Source organism: Cupriavidus sp. CP313, from assembly GCF_054072015.1.
Window position 1 is genome coordinate 165,351 of sequence record NZ_JBSVZB010000012.1, and the last position, 17,411, is coordinate 182,761.

The 17,411-nt window shown below is 66.6% G+C and carries 14 protein-coding genes; 5 read left to right on the plus strand and 9 right to left on the minus strand.

Going from position 1 to position 17,411, the window contains the following annotated elements:
* Positions 1 to 11 precede the first annotated feature (11 nt).
* The 3 genes from ACW4E8_RS18245 to ACW4E8_RS18255 all read right to left on the minus strand — a co-directional run bounded on the left by ACW4E8_RS18245 (position 12) and on the right by ACW4E8_RS18255 (position 3,835).
* Positions 12 to 842, minus strand: coding sequence for an enoyl-CoA hydratase/isomerase family protein (locus ACW4E8_RS18245; RefSeq protein ID WP_456805795.1), 831 nt, complete (start codon positions 840 to 842; stop codon positions 12 to 14).
* An 88-nt stretch (positions 843 to 930) separates the two neighbouring features.
* Positions 931 to 2,871: an AMP-binding protein gene (locus tag ACW4E8_RS18250; RefSeq protein ID WP_456805796.1), complete on the minus strand. Its 1,941-nt coding sequence runs from the start codon at positions 2,869 to 2,871 to the stop codon at positions 931 to 933.
* Positions 2,872 to 3,055: 184 nt separating this feature from the next.
* Complete coding sequence (locus ACW4E8_RS18255) at positions 3,056 to 3,835, minus strand: IclR family transcriptional regulator (RefSeq protein WP_456805797.1); 780 nt, start codon at positions 3,833 to 3,835, stop codon at positions 3,056 to 3,058.
* A 285-nt stretch (positions 3,836 to 4,120) separates the two neighbouring features.
* Between ACW4E8_RS18255 and ACW4E8_RS18260 the strand changes: the two genes are divergently transcribed.
* A complete protein-coding gene (locus ACW4E8_RS18260) occupies positions 4,121 to 5,209 on the plus strand; it encodes a porin (RefSeq protein WP_456805798.1) in 1,089 nt (362 codons plus the stop codon).
* A gap of 167 nt (positions 5,210 to 5,376) precedes the next feature.
* On the opposite strand, the gene ACW4E8_RS18265 is transcribed toward ACW4E8_RS18260, so the two are convergent.
* On the minus strand, positions 5,377 to 6,228 hold the full coding sequence (locus ACW4E8_RS18265) for an IclR family transcriptional regulator (RefSeq protein ID WP_456805799.1): 852 nt from the start codon (positions 6,226 to 6,228) through the stop codon (positions 5,377 to 5,379).
* A 345-nt stretch (positions 6,229 to 6,573) separates the two neighbouring features.
* On the opposite strand from ACW4E8_RS18265, the gene ACW4E8_RS18270 reads away from it, so the two are divergent.
* The 3 genes from ACW4E8_RS18270 to ACW4E8_RS18280 all read left to right on the plus strand — a co-directional run bounded on the left by ACW4E8_RS18270 (position 6,574) and on the right by ACW4E8_RS18280 (position 9,713).
* On the plus strand, positions 6,574 to 7,545 hold the full coding sequence (locus ACW4E8_RS18270; RefSeq protein ID WP_456805800.1) for a Bug family tripartite tricarboxylate transporter substrate binding protein: 972 nt from the start codon (positions 6,574 to 6,576) through the stop codon (positions 7,543 to 7,545).
* 70 nt (positions 7,546 to 7,615) lie between these two features.
* On the plus strand, positions 7,616 to 9,043 hold the full coding sequence (locus ACW4E8_RS18275; protein WP_456805801.1) for an MmgE/PrpD family protein: 1,428 nt from the start codon (positions 7,616 to 7,618) through the stop codon (positions 9,041 to 9,043).
* Between the two features lie 226 nt (positions 9,044 to 9,269).
* Positions 9,270 to 9,713, plus strand: coding sequence for a YybH family protein (locus tag ACW4E8_RS18280; RefSeq protein WP_456805802.1), 444 nt, complete (start codon positions 9,270 to 9,272; stop codon positions 9,711 to 9,713).
* A gap of 36 nt (positions 9,714 to 9,749) precedes the next feature.
* Here the strand turns inward: ACW4E8_RS18280 and ACW4E8_RS18285 are convergent, their stop codons facing one another.
* Genes ACW4E8_RS18285 through ACW4E8_RS18295 form a run of 3 tightly spaced genes read right to left on the minus strand, consistent with a single transcriptional unit; the run spans position 9,750 to position 13,159 of the window.
* Complete coding sequence (locus ACW4E8_RS18285; protein ID WP_456805803.1) at positions 9,750 to 11,924, minus strand: molybdopterin cofactor-binding domain-containing protein; 2,175 nt, start codon at positions 11,922 to 11,924, stop codon at positions 9,750 to 9,752.
* A 9-nt stretch (positions 11,925 to 11,933) separates the two neighbouring features.
* Entirely contained in the window at positions 11,934 to 12,392 is a 459-nt protein-coding gene (locus tag ACW4E8_RS18290) for a (2Fe-2S)-binding protein (protein ID WP_456805804.1), read from the minus strand.
* A complete protein-coding gene (locus tag ACW4E8_RS18295) occupies positions 12,389 to 13,159 on the minus strand; it encodes a hypothetical protein (protein ID WP_456805805.1) in 771 nt (256 codons plus the stop codon). The genes ACW4E8_RS18290 and ACW4E8_RS18295 overlap by 4 nt, the downstream gene beginning before the upstream one ends.
* Positions 13,160 to 13,386: 227 nt before the next feature.
* Here ACW4E8_RS18295 and ACW4E8_RS18300 point away from each other — a divergent pair, with 227 nt between their 5' ends.
* On the plus strand, positions 13,387 to 14,292 hold the full coding sequence (locus tag ACW4E8_RS18300; protein ID WP_456805825.1) for an adenylate/guanylate cyclase domain-containing protein: 906 nt from the start codon (positions 13,387 to 13,389) through the stop codon (positions 14,290 to 14,292).
* A 65-nt stretch (positions 14,293 to 14,357) separates the two neighbouring features.
* Here the strand turns inward: ACW4E8_RS18300 and ACW4E8_RS18305 are convergent, their stop codons facing one another.
* Positions 14,358 to 14,555: a hypothetical protein gene (locus ACW4E8_RS18305; protein ID WP_456805806.1), complete on the minus strand. Its 198-nt coding sequence runs from the start codon at positions 14,553 to 14,555 to the stop codon at positions 14,358 to 14,360.
* Between the two features lie 44 nt (positions 14,556 to 14,599).
* On the minus strand, positions 14,600 to 17,374 hold the full coding sequence (locus ACW4E8_RS18310) for an AAA family ATPase (RefSeq protein WP_456805807.1): 2,775 nt from the start codon (positions 17,372 to 17,374) through the stop codon (positions 14,600 to 14,602).
* Between the last annotated feature and the right edge of the window lie 37 nt (positions 17,375 to 17,411).

Below are 17,411 nucleotides of genomic sequence, written 5' to 3' on the forward strand. Positions count from 1 at the left end.
TCTCCTGTGGTTTACGCAGACGTCGTGCGTGGGAACACCGGGCCGCGCTTCTCGCGGAACGAGGCCACGCCTTCCTTCACTTCCGGCCCGCCGAAGCCGAACATCTCCAGCGCCAGCGAGGCGTCGAAGGTGGGACCCGCCTGGCGCAGCCAGTTGTTCAGCGAATACTTGGTCCAGCGGATCGCCGACGGCGCGCCGTTGGCCAGCCGGGTGGCGATCGACACCGCCGTGTCCTGCAGGTCCGCCTCATCCACCGCCAGCGACACCAGGCCCATCTGCTCGGCCTTCTCGCCGCTCACCGGCTCGCACAGCAGCAGGTGGTACTTGGCCTTGGCCATGCCGCACAGCAGCGGCCACACGATCGCGGCGTGGTCGCCGGCGGCGACGCCGAGCCGCGTATGGCCATCCACCAGCCGGGCGGTGCGGGCCGCCACCGAGATATCGGCAAGCAGCGCCGCGACCAGGCCGGCGCCAACGGCGGAGCCGTGGATCGCCGACACGATCGGCTTGGAGCAATTGATGATGTTGTAGACCAGGTCCTTCGACTCGCGCCAGACTCGGGCGCGGGCATCGAAGGAATCGATCATCTCCTCCACCATCTCGAAGTCGCCGCCGGCCGAAAAGGCCTTGCCGGCGCCACACAGCACCACGGCGCTTACCGTCGGGTCGGCATCGATGTCGCGCCAGACGCGCGCGATCTCGTCGTGGCCGCGCGCATCCAGCGCGTTCAGGCGCTCGGGACGGTTCAGCGTGATGCGCAGGACGCCCTCGCTGGGGCGGTCGAAGGCCAGGCTGGAATACTGCTCGTAGGCCGCGTTCGGCGCGGCATGGATTTTCGACATGGGATCTCCTGAATAAAAGCGCGGGGCGTGTGCTGCGAACGAAGGAAAGACACACGCTCCCGTCAATCGTTACGTCGCCGATGCGCCATCAATGCGATGCAGCGGCGCGAATCTCATCGAGGGCCGGCGGGTTGTCCAGCGCGGACAGGTCTCCGGCAGGCACGCCGGTATAGACGCTGCGGATGACGCGCCGCATGATCTTCGAGCTGCGCGTCTTCGGCAGCTGCGCGACCACGTGCACCACGGACGGACGGAACGGGCGGCCCAGCCGGCCGTCGACATGCTTGCTGACAGCGGACGCCAGCGCTTTCTTCGACAGCGTCATGGTGGCAGAAGGCACGAGGAACACGACGAGCTTCTGTCCCTTGACCGGATCCTCCACGCCAATCGCGGCAGCTTCCGCGATCTCCGGAAGCTCCAGCAGCACGTCCTCGATCTCGGCGGGCCCGAGCCGCTTGCCCGCCAGCTTGATGGTGTCGTCGGAACGTCCCATCATGAACCAGGTGCCGTCGTCGCGGCGCAGCGCCAGGTCGCCGTGCACCCAGATGCCCGGCACCGTGCGCCAGTAGGCGTCCAGGTAGCGCTCGTCGTCCTGCCAGAACGACTGCGTCATGCCGACGAAGGGCCGGCGGATCGCCAGTTCCCCCACGGTATTGGTCAGCGATCTGCCATCCGTGTCCACGACATCGGCTGCCACTGAAGGCGAGGCGGTGTTGAACCCGGCCGGGCTGATCGGCTTGACGATCACGCTGGACAGCAGCGCGCCGGACACCTCGGTGCCGCCGGTATAGTTGATGACGGGACTGCGCCCGCTGCCGAACGACTTCTGGAACCACAGGAAGTGCTCGGGATCGATCCCCTCCCCAGCCGTGATCAACAGCCTGACCGTCGACACATCGCCCTGCGTGGCGATGGCCTCGTTGGCGGCCAGGCCCCGGATCAGCGTCGGTGCGGAGCCGAAGTGCGTCACGCCATAGCGTTCGACGATGCGCGACATGCGCGACCAGTCCGGGAAGTCCGGCGCACCGTCATAGCAGACCAGCGTCGCGCCGCGCAGCAGCGCGCACGACATCACCAGCGTGCCCGCGACCCAGCCCATGTCCGCGGGCCAGCAGAACACATCCTTCGCGCTGACATTGAAATGGATGGCCGAATCATGCGCGATCTTCATCGGGAAGCTGCCGTGGGTATGCACGGTGCCCTTGGGCTTCCCGGTGGTGCCGGAGGTATAGATGATCATGAAGGGATCGTCCGGCGCCATCCGCGCCGGCGCTGCGTCGGGCTGCGCGCTAGCCACCTGTTGCCAGTCCAGCACCTTGCCGCCGAAGCCGATCGCCTCGCCGGCATGCTTCCAGATGACGGTGCCGAGCTCCGGCAGGCGCGACATGGCCTCGTCGACCAGGCTGCGCGTATCGACCCACTTGCCGCGGCGCGCGAAGCCGGTGGTGGCCACCAGCGCGGTGGCCGAGCACGACGACAGCCGCGACACGATCGCATCGACGCCGAAGCCGCTGAACAGCGGCACCGTCACCGCGCCGATCCAGGCGATGGCCAGCGAAGTCACCGTCGCCTCGACGCCGTTTTCCATCAGCAGGCCGACGCGGTCTCCGCGCTTCACGCCCAGGGCCTTCAGGCCGCCGGCGAAGGCAGCGACCTTTTGCGCCAGCTCGGCATAACTCAGGCGCTGGGCGGAGCCGTCCTCGCGCTCGGCGACCACCGCGGTATGCGATGCCATCGCGGGATCATCGGCCCACCTGAGCGCGGACTTGACCCAGTTGAGCTGCCCGCCCGGGAACCATTTCGGGAACGGCTGCCCTTTGGACGCATCCACGTACTTCTCGTACGGTACGTCCCAGACCATGCCGCAGTAGTCGATCACGGCGTCCCAATAGGCATCGGGCTTCTCGTTCGAGAAGGCCAGCAGTTGGTCGTAGTCCTTCAGGCCCAGGCGCGCGGCCAGCGCTGACACATTCGCCGTGGCGATATCGTCTTGCTTGGGAAGCCAGTCATTGTGCAGTGAGTCACTCATCGAAGAATCCAGCGTATGGGTTGCACGGTTGTTGCGGGGCGATGGAGTCGGGCTCTATGCCAGCGCCATCTCATCGCATGGATCCAGCGTGATTGACGCGCAGGTGCCAGTCAACGCGCCCGGCACCACTGTCCCGTACATCGAAAGGCTTTGGCGGGGCTCGCAACGGCGCCGCTGCGGGTGACTAAGCTTCGGTGCCGGCATCGCGCAGCAGCACCATCAGTTCCACCGCGGCGGCCTTGAGCTCGGGCACGATGCGCGTCCGGATCGCGTCCATGTCGGGCCGCAGTTCGACCGCACCGCAGTTCAGCGACATCAGCGTCCCCGCGCGGCCCACTCTTAGCGGCAAGGCGATGCCGTAGGCGTTGCGCTGGTATTCGCCGACCGACATGCAGACGCCGGTCGTGCGCAGATCGTCGAAGGCAGCGTCGATGTTCTTGCGCACCTGCTCCGCTTGCGGGCCCGCAGCCGCGATCACGGATGCAATGTAGTCAGCCCGTGCGTCCTCAGGCAGCCCCCACAGCCAGGCCCGCCCGATCGCGGTCAGGCCCATCGGCAGCAGCGAGCCGATGCCCAGGCGCAGCGTGGCGATGCGCGTGCTGGTCCGGTAGGCGACATAGAGCATGTCTAGGTGATCCGGCACCGCAAGCGCAACCGAAACGTCGAGCCGCTCTGCCAGCTGCTGCATGAACGGATGGGCGAGACGCGTCACCTCGCTGGTTTCCAGATAGGCGTGCCCGATGCCGAGCGGGCCGCTGGCCAGTTCGAACTGCGGTCCGTCCGCCACCCGGCGCAGGAAGCCCATGCTGACCAGCGTCATCGTCAGCCGGGACACCGTCGACTTCGACAGCCCGGTCCGGCGTACCAGCTCGCCGTTGGTCAGGGGCACCCGCTCCGCGCGAAACGCGCGCAGCACCTGGAGGCCGCGCTCCAGGGTCATGGTGACCGGTGAGGATTGATTCATGGCTGCTCCATCCGCCGTGGCAGGAGGGAGCAAATCATCGGGCCCATACATCAAGCTCATAGACCCGCCGTGCGCAGGATCGATGATCCCGGGCCAAGCTCCCTTACAGTTGTTAGGCTAATTCTGGCAGCAAATCAGGCCAACCTCCATGAGGTTAACCCTCACCGCGATGGTGCCCGGCGCATCACCGCTTTCATTGCACGGAACACTTGTCACGGGTCCTTTGACGCGAATGTGTGGCGTCTCCCAGACTGCCAGCGCACAAGACAAACACCGAGGAGACCTATGAAGAGCAAGTACTACGCTGCGGCGCTGCTGACCATGTCGGCGCCCTTTGCCGCCGCGCAATCGTCCGTCACGCTATACGGTGTGGCGGATATCGGACTGGAATACATCAACCACGCCAATGCAAACGGCAACAGCCTGACCCGCATGACCTCGGGCAACGTGTCAGGCTCGCGCTGGGGCCTGCGCGGCGTGGAAGACCTGGGGAGTGGTACGAAGGCGATCTACGCACTCGAGAGCGGCTTCGACCTGGATAGCGGTGTTTCCGGCCAGGGCGGCCGCCTGTTCGGCCGCCAGGCTTTCGTGGGCCTGGACAACCCGTGGGGCCGCATCACGCTTGGCCGGCAACATAACGTGCTGTTCGACCTGCTGATCAACTATGACCCGATGGTGCTGGCGGCGCGCTACTCATCGCTGGCCATCGATCCCAGCTTTGCGGGCCGCTACGACAACACCGCGAAGTACACCGGCAAGTTCGGACCCCTGACCGCTATCGCGATCTACAGCTTTGCCCGGGGCACCACCATCACGGGGGCGGGCGGGACCAGCCTGGGCACCGAGGTGACGGGGGACGTCAAGAGCGACCGCGCCTTCAGCGGTGGCCTGGAATACGCCAGCGGCCCGCTCGGCGCCACGGTGATCTATGACCAGCAACAGGGCACCCGCGGTATCAGCGGGCAGAACTCCGGCCAGACCGACCGCCGCATCGCGGCCGCCGCCAACGTCAAGTTCGGCAACTCCACGGTGCTGGGCGGCTATCGCTGGTTCAATGGCGATATCGGCGTCGCCCCGGGCATCCAGCAGCGCAGAAACGATTTCTTCTGGCTTGGCTATCGCTACCAGGCAACGCCCGCGCTGACACTCACCGGCGCGGGCTACTACGTCAACAACCGGCGCAACGGACAGGATCCGTGGATGCTGGTGGCTTCGGCCGGCTACGCCCTGTCCAAGCGTACGGACGCCTTCCTGACCGTGGGCTACGCGCATAACAAGGACAATTCGAACCTCGGGCTGAATGGATTCGGCAGCACGATCACGCCGGGTGAGAACCAGACCGGGGTCATGGCCAACATCCGGCACAAGTTCTGACGCACGGCGCGGCTGCCGCGTGTCCCTGTCAAGCGCGGCAGGCTCAAGGACAAGCAGGGAAGAAGATGTAAAAGGAAGCAGTAAAGGGACGCTAGCCTGGCTGCACGCGCATCGGTGTGCAGCCAGGCATATTTTTGGCTTGTCGCTGGCGGGACCCGGCCCTCTGCTCAGTCGCGGGGCGCCAGCCGCTCCTGCAGCAGCTGCGCGGTGGCAACCAGGCGCGGCCCGAGTTCCCGCTCGACACGTGCGCGCGCCATGCGCGCGCTACGCCCGATGCAGGCCAGCACCAGCGGCGGCTGGTCCGGGACGCAGACCGGCACGGCGACCGAGGCCAGTTCCGGCTCCCACTCGCCGAGCGACATGCAGAAGCCGAGTTGATGGACCTGCGAGATCTTCTCTGCCATGCGCCGCCGCAGCGCCGGCCACTCGCGGCCGGCCTTGCGCTCGACGTTGCCCTGCAGGTAGCAGCGTTCCAGTTCCGGGATCGCCGCCAGCAATGCCGATCCCATCAGCGACGACGCGATATGCAGGCGCGTGCCCGGCGTCAGCCGCAGGTCCAGCACGGCCTGGCTGCCCACGCGGCTGTCGAGCACGATCACATCGAGCCGGTCCCGCGTGCCGAGCACCACGTAGGTGTCGGTCGCTTCGGCGAACTTGCGCATCTCGACGCTGGCCTCGCGCTGCACGCCAGGATCGGCGATGGCCGCGTAACCAAGCGACAGAGAGGCGGCCGCCAGCCGGTACTTGCGGCGCGCCTCGTCGTGACGCAGGTAGCCCAGCGCGACCAGCGACTGCAGCAGCCGCGACACCGTCGGCGCGGGAATACCGGTCTCCAGTGAGATTTCCTGGTTGCCCAGCCAGGCCTGGTCCGGGCCGAACGCTGCCAGCACGGCCAGCCCACGGGCCAGCGGCATGACCCGCACCTGGCTTTCCACCGGGGCGGAACGGCCCGGTCGTGGCCAGATTGCATCGAGTCCGTACTGATAGCCGCGCGGCCTCGCGCCTGCGTGCTGCAACATGGGTGTCTCCATACACATGGGGTCTCGTCCATCCATCCCGATGCGGCCCCGCATCCAGCGTCCGGATTCGATCTTACCTGACGAACGTTAGGTAGAGTGTGGGCGCCGGAACGCATCCATGCCATGAGGGTTAACCCCTCGCGCGCGGTGTCTCGTGCGCCATGCCGCACGAACGCGCCGACGAGAGGTGCACGACACGCCTCAGGCGTCGTCTCCCGTTCGAAGTACGGCACACCTGCCACGTTGGCGTTGACCGCCCTCCTGCGCCGCGCCGAACATGCGTCGCATCCACGCACTCGGCGACAACAGGATCAATGAGGCAAACCAAGGCAGGAGACACCAGCAATGACCCATCCGATTCATCAACTGTTCGGCGGCCTGATCATCGCGCTGGCCGCAAGCACCGCGCTCGCAGCCGACGCCTACCCCGCAAGGCCCTTGCGGATCATCGTGAACTCGGCGCCTGGGGCGCTGCTCGACGCCACCACGCGGGCCGTGGCGCAGAAGATGGCCGAGGATCTCGGCCAACCCGTGGTCGTGGAGAACATGGCGGGCGCCGCGGGGATGCTTGGCATCCGCTATGTCAAAGGCCAGAAGCCGGACGGCTACACCATCCTTGCGACCGCCAACACGCTGGCGCTCGGGCAGGCCACCAAGCTGGAGCCCGGCTATGACCTGACGCGCGACTTCACCGGCATCGGCATGATGAACAAGGCCCCGCTGCTGCTGGTGGGCTTTTCCGCCCAGCCCGACAAGACCTTGCCTCAACTGCTTGCCCATGCGAAAAGCACCCCCGGCACGATGACCTACGCCAGCGCGGGGGTAGGAACCAGTACCCATATGGCCGCTGCGCTGATGGTGCACCAGGCCGGCATCAGGATGCTTCACGTCCCGTACAAGGGCAACGCGGGCGCCATGCCGGACGTGCTGGGCGGGCGGGTCAACATGATCTTCGACGGCGCCAACTCTTCCGGGCCATTCGTCCAGGAGGGGAAGCTGCGCGCGTTCGGCGTGTCGTCGCCCAGGCGCCTGCCGGCATTCCCCGAGATTCCCACGCTGGCGGAGCAAGGCCTGCCCAACTACAGCTTCTTCGTCTACATGGGCCTGGTGGCGCCCGCCGGTACGCCAAAGCCAGTCATCGCCCGGCTTGCGCAGGCACTGAAGGCCGCGCAGGCCAGCGACGCCGTCCGCGAACGGTTCCGCAAGGACAGTGCCGAAGCCGGCACCATGTCCGCGGACGAGTTCACCGAGTTCCTGCGCCAGGACCTGCAGCGCAACCTCAAGGTCGTCGCCGACCTGGGCATCCCGAAGGAATAGGCCAGGCGCACTGCCGGCCGGCGTCGCGCACGTCCGCAGCCGGCACAACACATCACCCGGAGACATTGTCATGCCAGAAACCATCGTCGAGCAGCTTGCCGGCTTCACCCATCAGAGCGGATACAACACGCTGCCGCACGCGGTCGTGGACGAATGCAAGCGCATCCTGCTCGATTCGCTGGGATGCGCGCTTGCCGCCGTCGACCAGCCCAAGGGAAAGATCGGCATCGAGTACGGCGCACTGATGGGCGGCCTGGCAGGCAACGCCACCATCATCGGCACGGACCACAAGGTGTCGGTGGTCGGCGCGGCCTTCGCCAACGGCGAGTTGATCAATGCGCTCGACATGGATGCGGTGGTGCCGCCGGGCCACGTCACGCCTTATGTCGTGCCCGGCGCGCTGGCCACCGGCGAGGCGCTGGGCCGGTCCGGCCAGGACCTGATCAGCGCGCTGGCCGTGTCGCACGAGATGTCGTACCGGATCGGCAAAGCCATGGATTACCTGCGCGACACCAAGGACGGCAAGGTGTCGCCGCCCAGGATCTATGGATACAGCAGCACGGTCTTCGGCGCCACGGCGGCCATCGCCAGGCTCAAGCGCCTGGGGGCGGACAAGACCGCGCATGCGCTGGGCATCGCCGGCTGCATCAGCCCGGTGAACTCTCAGGTCGCCTGGTTCCAGCACGCGCCGAGTTCGACCATCAAGTACCTGCTGGCCGGCGCGCTGACGCAGGCGGCGATGACCGCCGCGCACATGGCCGAGTTCGGCCATCGTGGCGACCTGCAGACCCTCGATGACCGGGAGTATGGCTTCCCGCGCTTTATCGGCACCACGCGCTGGGAGCCGGAGCGGATACTCGCGGGGCTCGGCACCGACTGGCAGTTCCCCGCCGAGCAGGCCTACAAGCCCTACCCGCACTGCCGCATCCTGCATGCCCTGCTGGACTGCCTCGGCGAGATCGTCGACCAGAACGAACTCAGGCCGGACGAGATCGATGGCATCAAGGTTCTGGTCGAAGGCTTCGTCGAGCAGCCCGTCTGGCTCAACCGGGATATCCGCCATGTCCACGATGCGCAATTCAGCATTGCGCACGGCATCGCGCTGGGTGCGCATCGCGTGCCGCCGGGCAAGGCCTGGCAGGAGCCCGGGCTGGTCTTCGGTGAATCCGTGATGCGGCTGATGGACAAGGTCACGCACGAGGTGCATCCCGACTACGTGGCGCTGCTGTCCGGCCATGCCGCGAGCCGGCCCGCGAAGATCGAGGTGTCGGCGCGCGGCAGGACTTTTGTCGGCGAGCGGCGCTACCCGAAGGGCAGTCCTTCGCCCGATCCGGCCAGCTACATGAGTACGGAGGAACTGGTGCAGAAGTTCCGTGACAACGCGCGCGATGTCATCCCCGAGGCCAAGATCGCGCGCGTCGTCGATGCTGTGCTGGATCTGGAGAATGTAGGGAATACTGCGTCGATTCTTGCCGACGTGCGGCCTGGCGGGCGCTAGCGGCCAACTCTCCCTAACGTTAGGTAGATTTCATGACACCGATGCAGTAACGTTACTGGAAACAGCCGCCCTCCCTAAAATACGCGTCAGGCCGAAGGCGACAGCAACGGCTGCGTGCCCGCTCGAACCGGTCGCTTCCTGACAATCGTCATGACCCCGGCGCCCGGTTCCAGAGTACGGAACATGCCATCGCTCCGGCTGTGCCGCCTTGCACCGCCGTCGTAGCATGAGCGACATGGCAACCTTGACCGAACACCCATCCACCGCAAGCGCCGCGCACGCGGCATTGCAAGACGTCGAACGCAGGTGGAATGCCGCCGCGCAGGGCTGGGATGCCGGCGCGCTGACGTCCCTGTATGCGAGCGATGCGCTGTTCTTCGGAGGCCGCCCGGGACACGCCGTCGGCCAGGCGGCGATCCTGGACTACTTCAGCTCCTACGCAGGAACGCTGCGCTCGGCATCCATGATCCTTGCCGATCAGTCCGTGACCGGACTCGGCCCGGATACGCTGCTGGCGCAGGGGTATGCGAACTTCCGCTTCGTGCTCGCGGACGGCAGCGAAACCGCGTCAATCCTCAGGACCACGTGGGTGCTGGTCCGGCGCCAGGGGATATGGCAAATCCTTCAGCACCACTTTTCCCCGACACCGGAAGTGCCGCCGATCCAATAGCAGCGGGCATCATCGCGCAGTTCCGGCGATCGAAGATCACGCAACGAACGGCAGGCTGCGATGCCGCTTGCCGGTGAGCGCCGCGACGGCGTTAGCCAGTGCCGGCGCGATCGGCGGCACCGCGGTCTCGCCAATGCCGGTCGGCGGGTCGGCCGATGGCACGATATGCACCGCGATCTGCGGCGGCATGTCAGCATGCGTGGCCAGCCGGTAGTCGTTCCAGTTGCCTTGCTGGACCACGCCATCCTTCAGCGTGATCTGTGCGCCGGGCAGCGTGGTGCCCAGCCCCATCATCAGGCCGCCCTGGACCTGCGCCTCGACCGTGCGCGGGTTGATCGGCATGTTGCAGTGGACGGCCGCGGTCACCCGGTGCACCACCGGCTGGTTGCCGCGCATCGAGGCCTCGACGATGTAGGCCACCACGGTGTCAAACGATTCATGCACCGCCACGCCCCAGGCACGCCCGGCCGCGAGGCGCCGCTTGCCGTAGCCCGAGCGCTCGACCGCCAGGTCCAGTGCCGCCAGGTGACGCTTGTGCTCACGCAGCAGCGTGCGGCGGTACGCCACCGGATCGATCCCGCCGGCGCGCGCCAGTTCATCGACCAGGGTCTCCATGACGTAGGCCGTGTGCGTGTGCCCCACCGAGCGCCACCACAGCACAGGCACGTTGACCTTGGGATGATGGATCTCGAGCGCGATCGGGAACGGATAAGCACTGTCGCTCACACCCTCGACCATGGTCGAGTCGACCCCGTTCTTCACGGTGAAGGACTCGAACGGGGTGCCGCCGGTAATGGACTGGCCGACGATCACGTGCTTCCAGGCCAGCACCTTGCCCTTGCCGTCGTGGCCGATTTCAACGCGGTGCAGGTGCATCGGGCGGTAGTAGCCGCCGCGCACGTCGTCTTCGCGCGTCCAGATCATCTTGATCGGCTCGCGCCGGCCGGCCGCATAGCGCGCCTTGGCCACCTGCGCGGCCTCGAACAGGTAGTCGGACGTGGGCACGGCACGCCGGCCAAAGCCGCCGCCGGCCATCATGGTGTTGAACGTCACCTGTTCCGGCTTCAGGCCGAGCACGGCTGCCACATTGGCCTGGTCGACGGTCTGGAACTGCGAGCCGGCCCACACCGTGCATTGGTTGCCGCGGAAGTCGATGGTGCAGTTGAGCGGCTCCATCGGCGTGTGCGCCAGGTAGGGGAAGACATACTCGGCGGTGAGCTTGTGTGGCGCGGTGGCAAGCGCCGAAGTGTCCGCCGCCCTGGCCTGCACGCCGGGCTGGGTCGCCAGTTCGCGGTAGCGCGCCAGCAGCGCATCGCTGTCCGGCTTCTCGACGCCGCTAGTGTCCCATTCCACCTGCAGCACCTCGCGCGCCGTGCGCGCCGGCCAGAAGCCATTGGCCACGATCGCCAACCCGGTCGCGCCGCCGACCAGCGGCACCCGGTAGACCTCTTCCACGCCGGCGATGGCCTTGGCACGCGCGGCGTCGAAGCGCGCGACCCTGGCGCCGAACACCGGCGGATGCACCATGACCACGGTGCGCGTGCCGGGCAGCGCCATGTCGATGCCGAACTGCTGCCTGCCGGTGGACTTGTCGCGCGCATCGAGCCGGCCGGTGGGCTTGCCGATCAGCCTGAACTGCTGCGGCGATTTCAGCTGCATGCTCGCGGGCACCGGCTCGGCCAGGGCCGCGGCGGCCAGCTCGCCGTACGTGGCCCGGCGGCCGTCGGGCGCGGTCACCACGCCGGCCTCGGCCTTCAGCTGCCCGGCCGGCACCCCGAAGCGCCTGGCGGCCGCCCCGAGCAGCATGGCGCGCATGCGCGCACCGACCTCGCGATACTGCGTCCATGAGTTCTTCATGCTGGTCGAGCCACCGACCATCTGGATATGGAACACCGGGTCCTTATAGGCCTCGCCGGCCGGGGCCAGCTGGCAGCGCACCTTGCTCCAGTCCGCATCCAGTTCCTCGGCCACCAGCATCGGCAGTGCCGTCTGCACTCCCTGCCCGAATTCAAGCTTGCCGATCGTGACCATCACGGTGCCGTCGGCATCGATACTGACGAAGGCCGACGGCTGCACCGGCGCCTTTGGCTGCGGCGCCGCCTCCGTCTGCGCGCCAAGCGGAACGGCACAGAGCGCGAAGCCCGAGCCGACGCTCAGTTTCAGGAAGGTCCGCCGGTCGATGCCGCCGCTTGCCTGCTGCATGAGTCTCATGGCATCTCCTCAGCCGATCGCCTTGGCGGCATCCTTGACCGCGGCATGGATGCGCGCGTAGGTGCCGCAGCGGCACAGGTTGGCGCTCATGGCCTGTTCGATGTCGGCATCGGTCGGGCGCCGGTTGACCCTGAGCAGCGCCACCGCCGACATGACCTGGCCACTCTGGCAATAGCCGCACTGCGTGACGTCGTTGCGCACCCAAGCCTCTTCGACCGCCCGCCCCACCCGGTCCTCGCCGAGGCCCTCGATCGTGGTGAGCTGCCGGCCGGCGATGGAGGACACCGGCGTCACGCACGCGCGGCGCTGCTGGCCATCGACATGGACCGTGCACGCGCCGCACACCGCGATGCCGCAGCCGAACTTGGTGCCGGTCAGGCCCAGCGTGTCGCGCAGCACCCACAGCACCGGCGTGTCGCCGGGCACGTCAACCTGCTGGGTCTTGCCGTTCAGTTGAAAGGAGATCATGGCTGGCTCCCGTTGCTCGTGCCCGTCGTCTGGGTCAAGGCGCCCGATCCGGCGATGGCGCGCAGGTTCTTCAGGAATGCTTCGTCGGCTGCGGCGCGCGTGGGCCCGGCAGAGGTGCGCAGCGGCTCGCGCGTATCGCACGGCGCGCCATTGCGTATCCACTGGCGCACCTGCTCGTCGAACCCGGGCTTGTCTAGCGGCGGCAATTCACGCCCCGGCCCCGGCTGCCAGCCCCATGCCACCAGGTGGTCGGTCGCCATGTGTTCTTCGAGCATCGCCAGCGAACGGCCGCCGTTGGTCCTGGTGTCGCGGAAGACCTTGCACAGCGCCGGCCCGGACAGGCCCAGCCATGACATCTTCATCTTCGCCGGCGGCATGTGCCAGCCCGGCTGGCCGTCGGTATCGAGCCCGGGCGGCGCATGCGCGAGCGGACTGTTCTGGGTGGCATGGCAGGTGGCGCATTGCAGCGGCGGCACGCCCTTGCCGTCGACGCCACGCTGTACCGGTGGAAAGTGCACCCGTTTCGCATCGCCCTGCAGCGGGCCGTCCGGCACGTGGCAATTCAGGCAGCGGGCATGCAGCAGTACACGCTCGATCTGCGCGAAGGCCTGCAGCCCGGCGTTGCGATCCGGCGTGGCGGACACCTGCGTGGGCTGGAAGGATCCGCCGGGCCCGGCAGCAAAGGCAAGCGCTGGAAGCGTCAGGACAGACCCCGCCAAAAGCTGGCGAATGGCGGCGACGAGAGGGTTGCGGGCGTCATGCTTCATGGGGCCTCCTCGTTCACCGTCGTCGGCGTGCTAGATCGTTGTAGTGCCTGATGCGATCCCTGGCAAGACGAAACGGCAGGAGAGGCTCTAGGTGCCCAGATCGGCAAGCAGCACTTTTTCGAGATGGTCGCCAGCGCTGCAATGTCGCAATGAAGTTCTATCATGCAGACGAAGCGCACTGCCGATCGAAGGCATGGCGCGCTCCGACCAAACGGCCTGTGATGCATATGGACCAAGATTCGCGACAAGACGCGTCTGATGGATCGGTGATGTTCGCGGACGTCTGCGACAGCACCAGACTCTACGAGCAGGCCGGCGATGCGGTGGCGCTTGGCGCAATCCGCCAGTGCCTCGCGCTGATGACATCCCACTCCGCGGCCGCGCAAGGCCGGGTGGTCAAGACCATCGGTGACGAAATCATGGTGCTGTTTCCTGCCGCGGAAAATGCGATGCGGGCGGCACTGGACATGCAGGAGGCCGTCGCCGGGCTGCCGCCGATCATCGGCGCTCCGCTGGCAATCCATATCGGCTTTCACCATGGCCCGATCCTGTCGGACGAATCCGGCGACCTGTTCGGCGACACCGTGAACCTTGCCGCCCGACTGGCCAGCCTGGCGTCGAGAGGCCAGATCATCACCAGCAAGAACGCGGTGGAGCAACTGTCCGCAGGGCTGCGCCAGATGACACGCTACCTGTATCCAATACAGGTGCGCGGCAAGAAGCAGGTGATCGAGCTGTACGAAGCAATCTGGCAGCAGAGCATCGACCTGACCCTGGTGGCCCCGGTGGATCTTGCATTGGCCCGTTCGGCCTTGCTCTCGCTACGGTATCGGGGAACCGTCTTCGAAATGAACACCGCCTCGCCGCCGGTCACCATCGGCCGGGACACGACCATGAGCATTGTTGTCACGGACCGGCAGGTGTCGAGATTCCAGGCCACGGTGGAGCCGCGCGGCGGCCGCTTTGTCCTGATCGACAGAAGTTCGAACGGCACCCACGTGAAGATCGATGGCGAAAACGCGCTCATCCTGCGCCGTGACGAAATCACGCTCAGGGGCCATGGCTGGATTACCTTTGCCCAGCCGAAAGAATGCATCGACGAGGGTATCGAGTTCTTTGTCGACGAGAAGTGATGCTGGCAGAAAGCAAGCCGCGCGGCCGCAACCCATCGGAACAGGTCGCGGCCGCGCGTGGCTGGTTACCCTCCCAGCTCCTGAAAGGCGTGCCCGTTGGCGTCCAGCCCCTTCAACGCGCCGGGTGGCAGTGCGTTCTCGGGGACCGTTCCTTCGAGCTGCCATTCCTTTGCGTCGGCGAGGTCCGGAAGTCCTGCCCCCTTGCGCACATAGAGCCCCAGCGTCGGTTTCTCCAGATTGATGTAAAAGTCGAACTCCTGCATTTGCGAATCTCCCACGAAAGTCGTGATTGCCCTGGCTCGTGCGCTCAAGCGCTGGAGTCTCCTGCTGCGACCGTGCTGTCCGCCTTCTTGGGTCCAGCGCCCTTGGCGGCAGCTTTGCCTGCCTTCGGCTTCTTGACGGCTTCCATCTTCCTGAAGACCACTGCTTCGCTTGCCTTGTCGTAGCCAAGCTCGACACTGTCGCCGGATTTCAGCTTGTCGCCGAGAATCTCCTTGGCCAGCCCGGTCTCGACAGACTGGCGGATCTGGCGCCGCAGCTCCCGCGCGCCGAACTCAGGCTGGTATCCCACCTCGACCAGGTGATCGACGAGGTCATCGTCGAGCCTGACCGTGATGTCCTGCGCGGCGGCGGTGCGCACCACGCGCTCCAGCTGGATCTGCACGATCGCGCGGATGTTCTCGCGCGACAGCGCATGGAACACGATGATGTCGTCGATGCGGTTGAGGAACTCGGGCCGGAAGTGTCCCTTCAGCACCTTCATCAGCGCCTCGCGCAAGTCCTTCTCAGACATGCGCTTGTCCTCGGGCTGCTCCAGGTTATCCATGATGATGGGCGCGCCCAGGTTGCTGGTGGCGATGATGACGGTGTTGCTGAAGTCCACCACGCGGCCCTTGCCGTCGGTCAAGCGGCCATCGTCGAAGACCTGCAGCAGCACGTTGTTCACGTCCGGGTGGGCCTTCTCGATCTCATCCAGCAGGATCACGCTATAGGGCTTGCGCCGCACGCGCTCGGTCAGCTGCCCGCCTTCGTCGTAGCCGACATAGCCAGGGGGTGCGCCGATCAGCCGGGCCACCGCATGGCGCTCCATGTACTCGGACATGTCGATGCGGATGATGGCCTGCTCGTCGCCGAACACGGTTTCCGCCAGGGCCTTGGCCAGCTCGGTCTTGCCGACGCCGGTCGGCCCGAGGAAGAGGAAGGTCGCGATCGGACGGTTGGCCTGCCCCAGCCCCGCCCGCGACAAGCGCACCGCGTCGCTGACCGCGACCACCGCGTCGTCCTGCCCCACCACCCGGTCGCGCAGCCGCTCTTCCATCTTCAGCAGCTTCTGGCGCTCTTCCTGGGTCAGGTCGGTCACCGGGATGCCGGTCAGGCGCGACACCACTTCGGCAATGGCCGCAGCCGTCACCTCCAGGGTCTCCGACCCGGTCTTGCGCTGCCAGGCCTCGGTCAGCGCATCAAGCCGCTTCTGCTTGTCGTTGATGCGGTCCTCGAAGCCCTTGGCCTCGTCAAAGCGCTTGCGCGACGACGCATAGTCCTGCTCGCGCTTGAGCTGGGCGATCTCGGCCTCCAGTTCCTGGATATCCGCGGGACGCGAGGTGGCGCCGATGCGCACGCGCGCCGCGGCCTGGTCGATCAGGTCGATGGCCTTGTCCGGCAGGAAGCGCGACGTGATGTAGCGGTCCGACAGTTCCGCCGCGGCCACAAAGGCGTCGTCGGCGAACGTGACCTGGTGGTGCGCCTCAAGCTTGTCGCGCAGGCCGCGCAGGATGACGATGGTCTGCTCGACGGTCGGCTCCGGCACCAGCACCGGCTGGAAGCGCCGCTCCAGCGCCGCGTCTTTCTCGATGTACTTCTGGTATTCGTTCAGCGTGGTGGCGCCGATCAGGCTCAACTCCCCGCGCGCCAGCGCCGGCTTGAGCACGTTGGCGATATCGAGGCCACCCTCGCCGCCGCCCTGCCCCGCGCCGACGATGGTGTGCAGTTCGTCGATAAACAGGATCAGCTCGTCGTTCTTGGCGGTCACCTCGTCAATCAACTGCTTGGCACGCTCCTCGAACTCGCCGCGGTACTTGGCGCCGGCCACCATCGAGTTGATATTCACCTCGACCAGGCGCTTGCCGCGCAGCACCTCCGGCACATCGCCATTGACGATGCGCTGCGCCAGGCCTTCCACGATCGCGGTCTTGCCCACGCCCGGCTCGCCGATCAGCACCGGGTTGTTCTTCTTGCGCCGCGCCAGCACCTCGATCGTGCTCTCGATCTCCTGCGCACGGCCCAGCACCGGATCGAGCTTGCCCTGCCGCGCAATCGCGGTCAGGTCGCGCCCGAACTTGTCCAGCGTGGGCGTGCCGGTGGGCGTATCGACGCGGCCATCCTCGGCGCCCTTGCCGACCACCTTCACCACCTTCTGGCGCAGCGCCTCGGGGGTCACGCCGTACTTTTTCAGCAGCGTCCCGGCAATACTGTCCGGCACCGAGGCCAGGCCGATCAGCAGGTGCTCGGGGCCAACGTAGGAATGCCCCAGGTCGCGCGAGGCCTGGAAGGCATACTGGAAGGCCTTCTTCAGCCGCGGCGAGATCGTCATCCGGTCGATGGCCGCGTCGGGATCGGCGGTTCCGGTCTGCGCGTGCTCGTCGATATAGCCCTTGATGTCCTGCGGCGAGAGCTTCAGCTCCTTGAGCAGCGCCGTGCAGACATCGGTATCGGCGAGCACGTAGAGCAGATGCTCGGTGTCGAGTTCATTGCGCCGCAGCTCGTGGGCCTTCTCCGCGGCGCGCTGCAGCAGCTCCATGGTCTGCTCGCTGAAGGCATCGGTGGGATCGACGGATTCGCGCGGGACTTCGGTGGAGAATCCGGGATGCTCGTCGTCATCCATCCCGCCTCCCATTCCGCGGAAGAAGCGGGACAGCCCGCCGCCACCCAGCAGGGAGTCGAACGGGTTGAGCATGTCCTGGTGGCGCAGCAGCTGCCGGTAGTCGTAGTCGCAGATCGACATCGTCTTGCGCTCGCCGTCCTGAACCACGGTCACCCGCGCCACGGCGGGGCGTGCGTTGCAGATTTCGCATAGGGTCGGCATGATGGACTTTCCTCCACAGGTAGGTCGCATTGCTTCA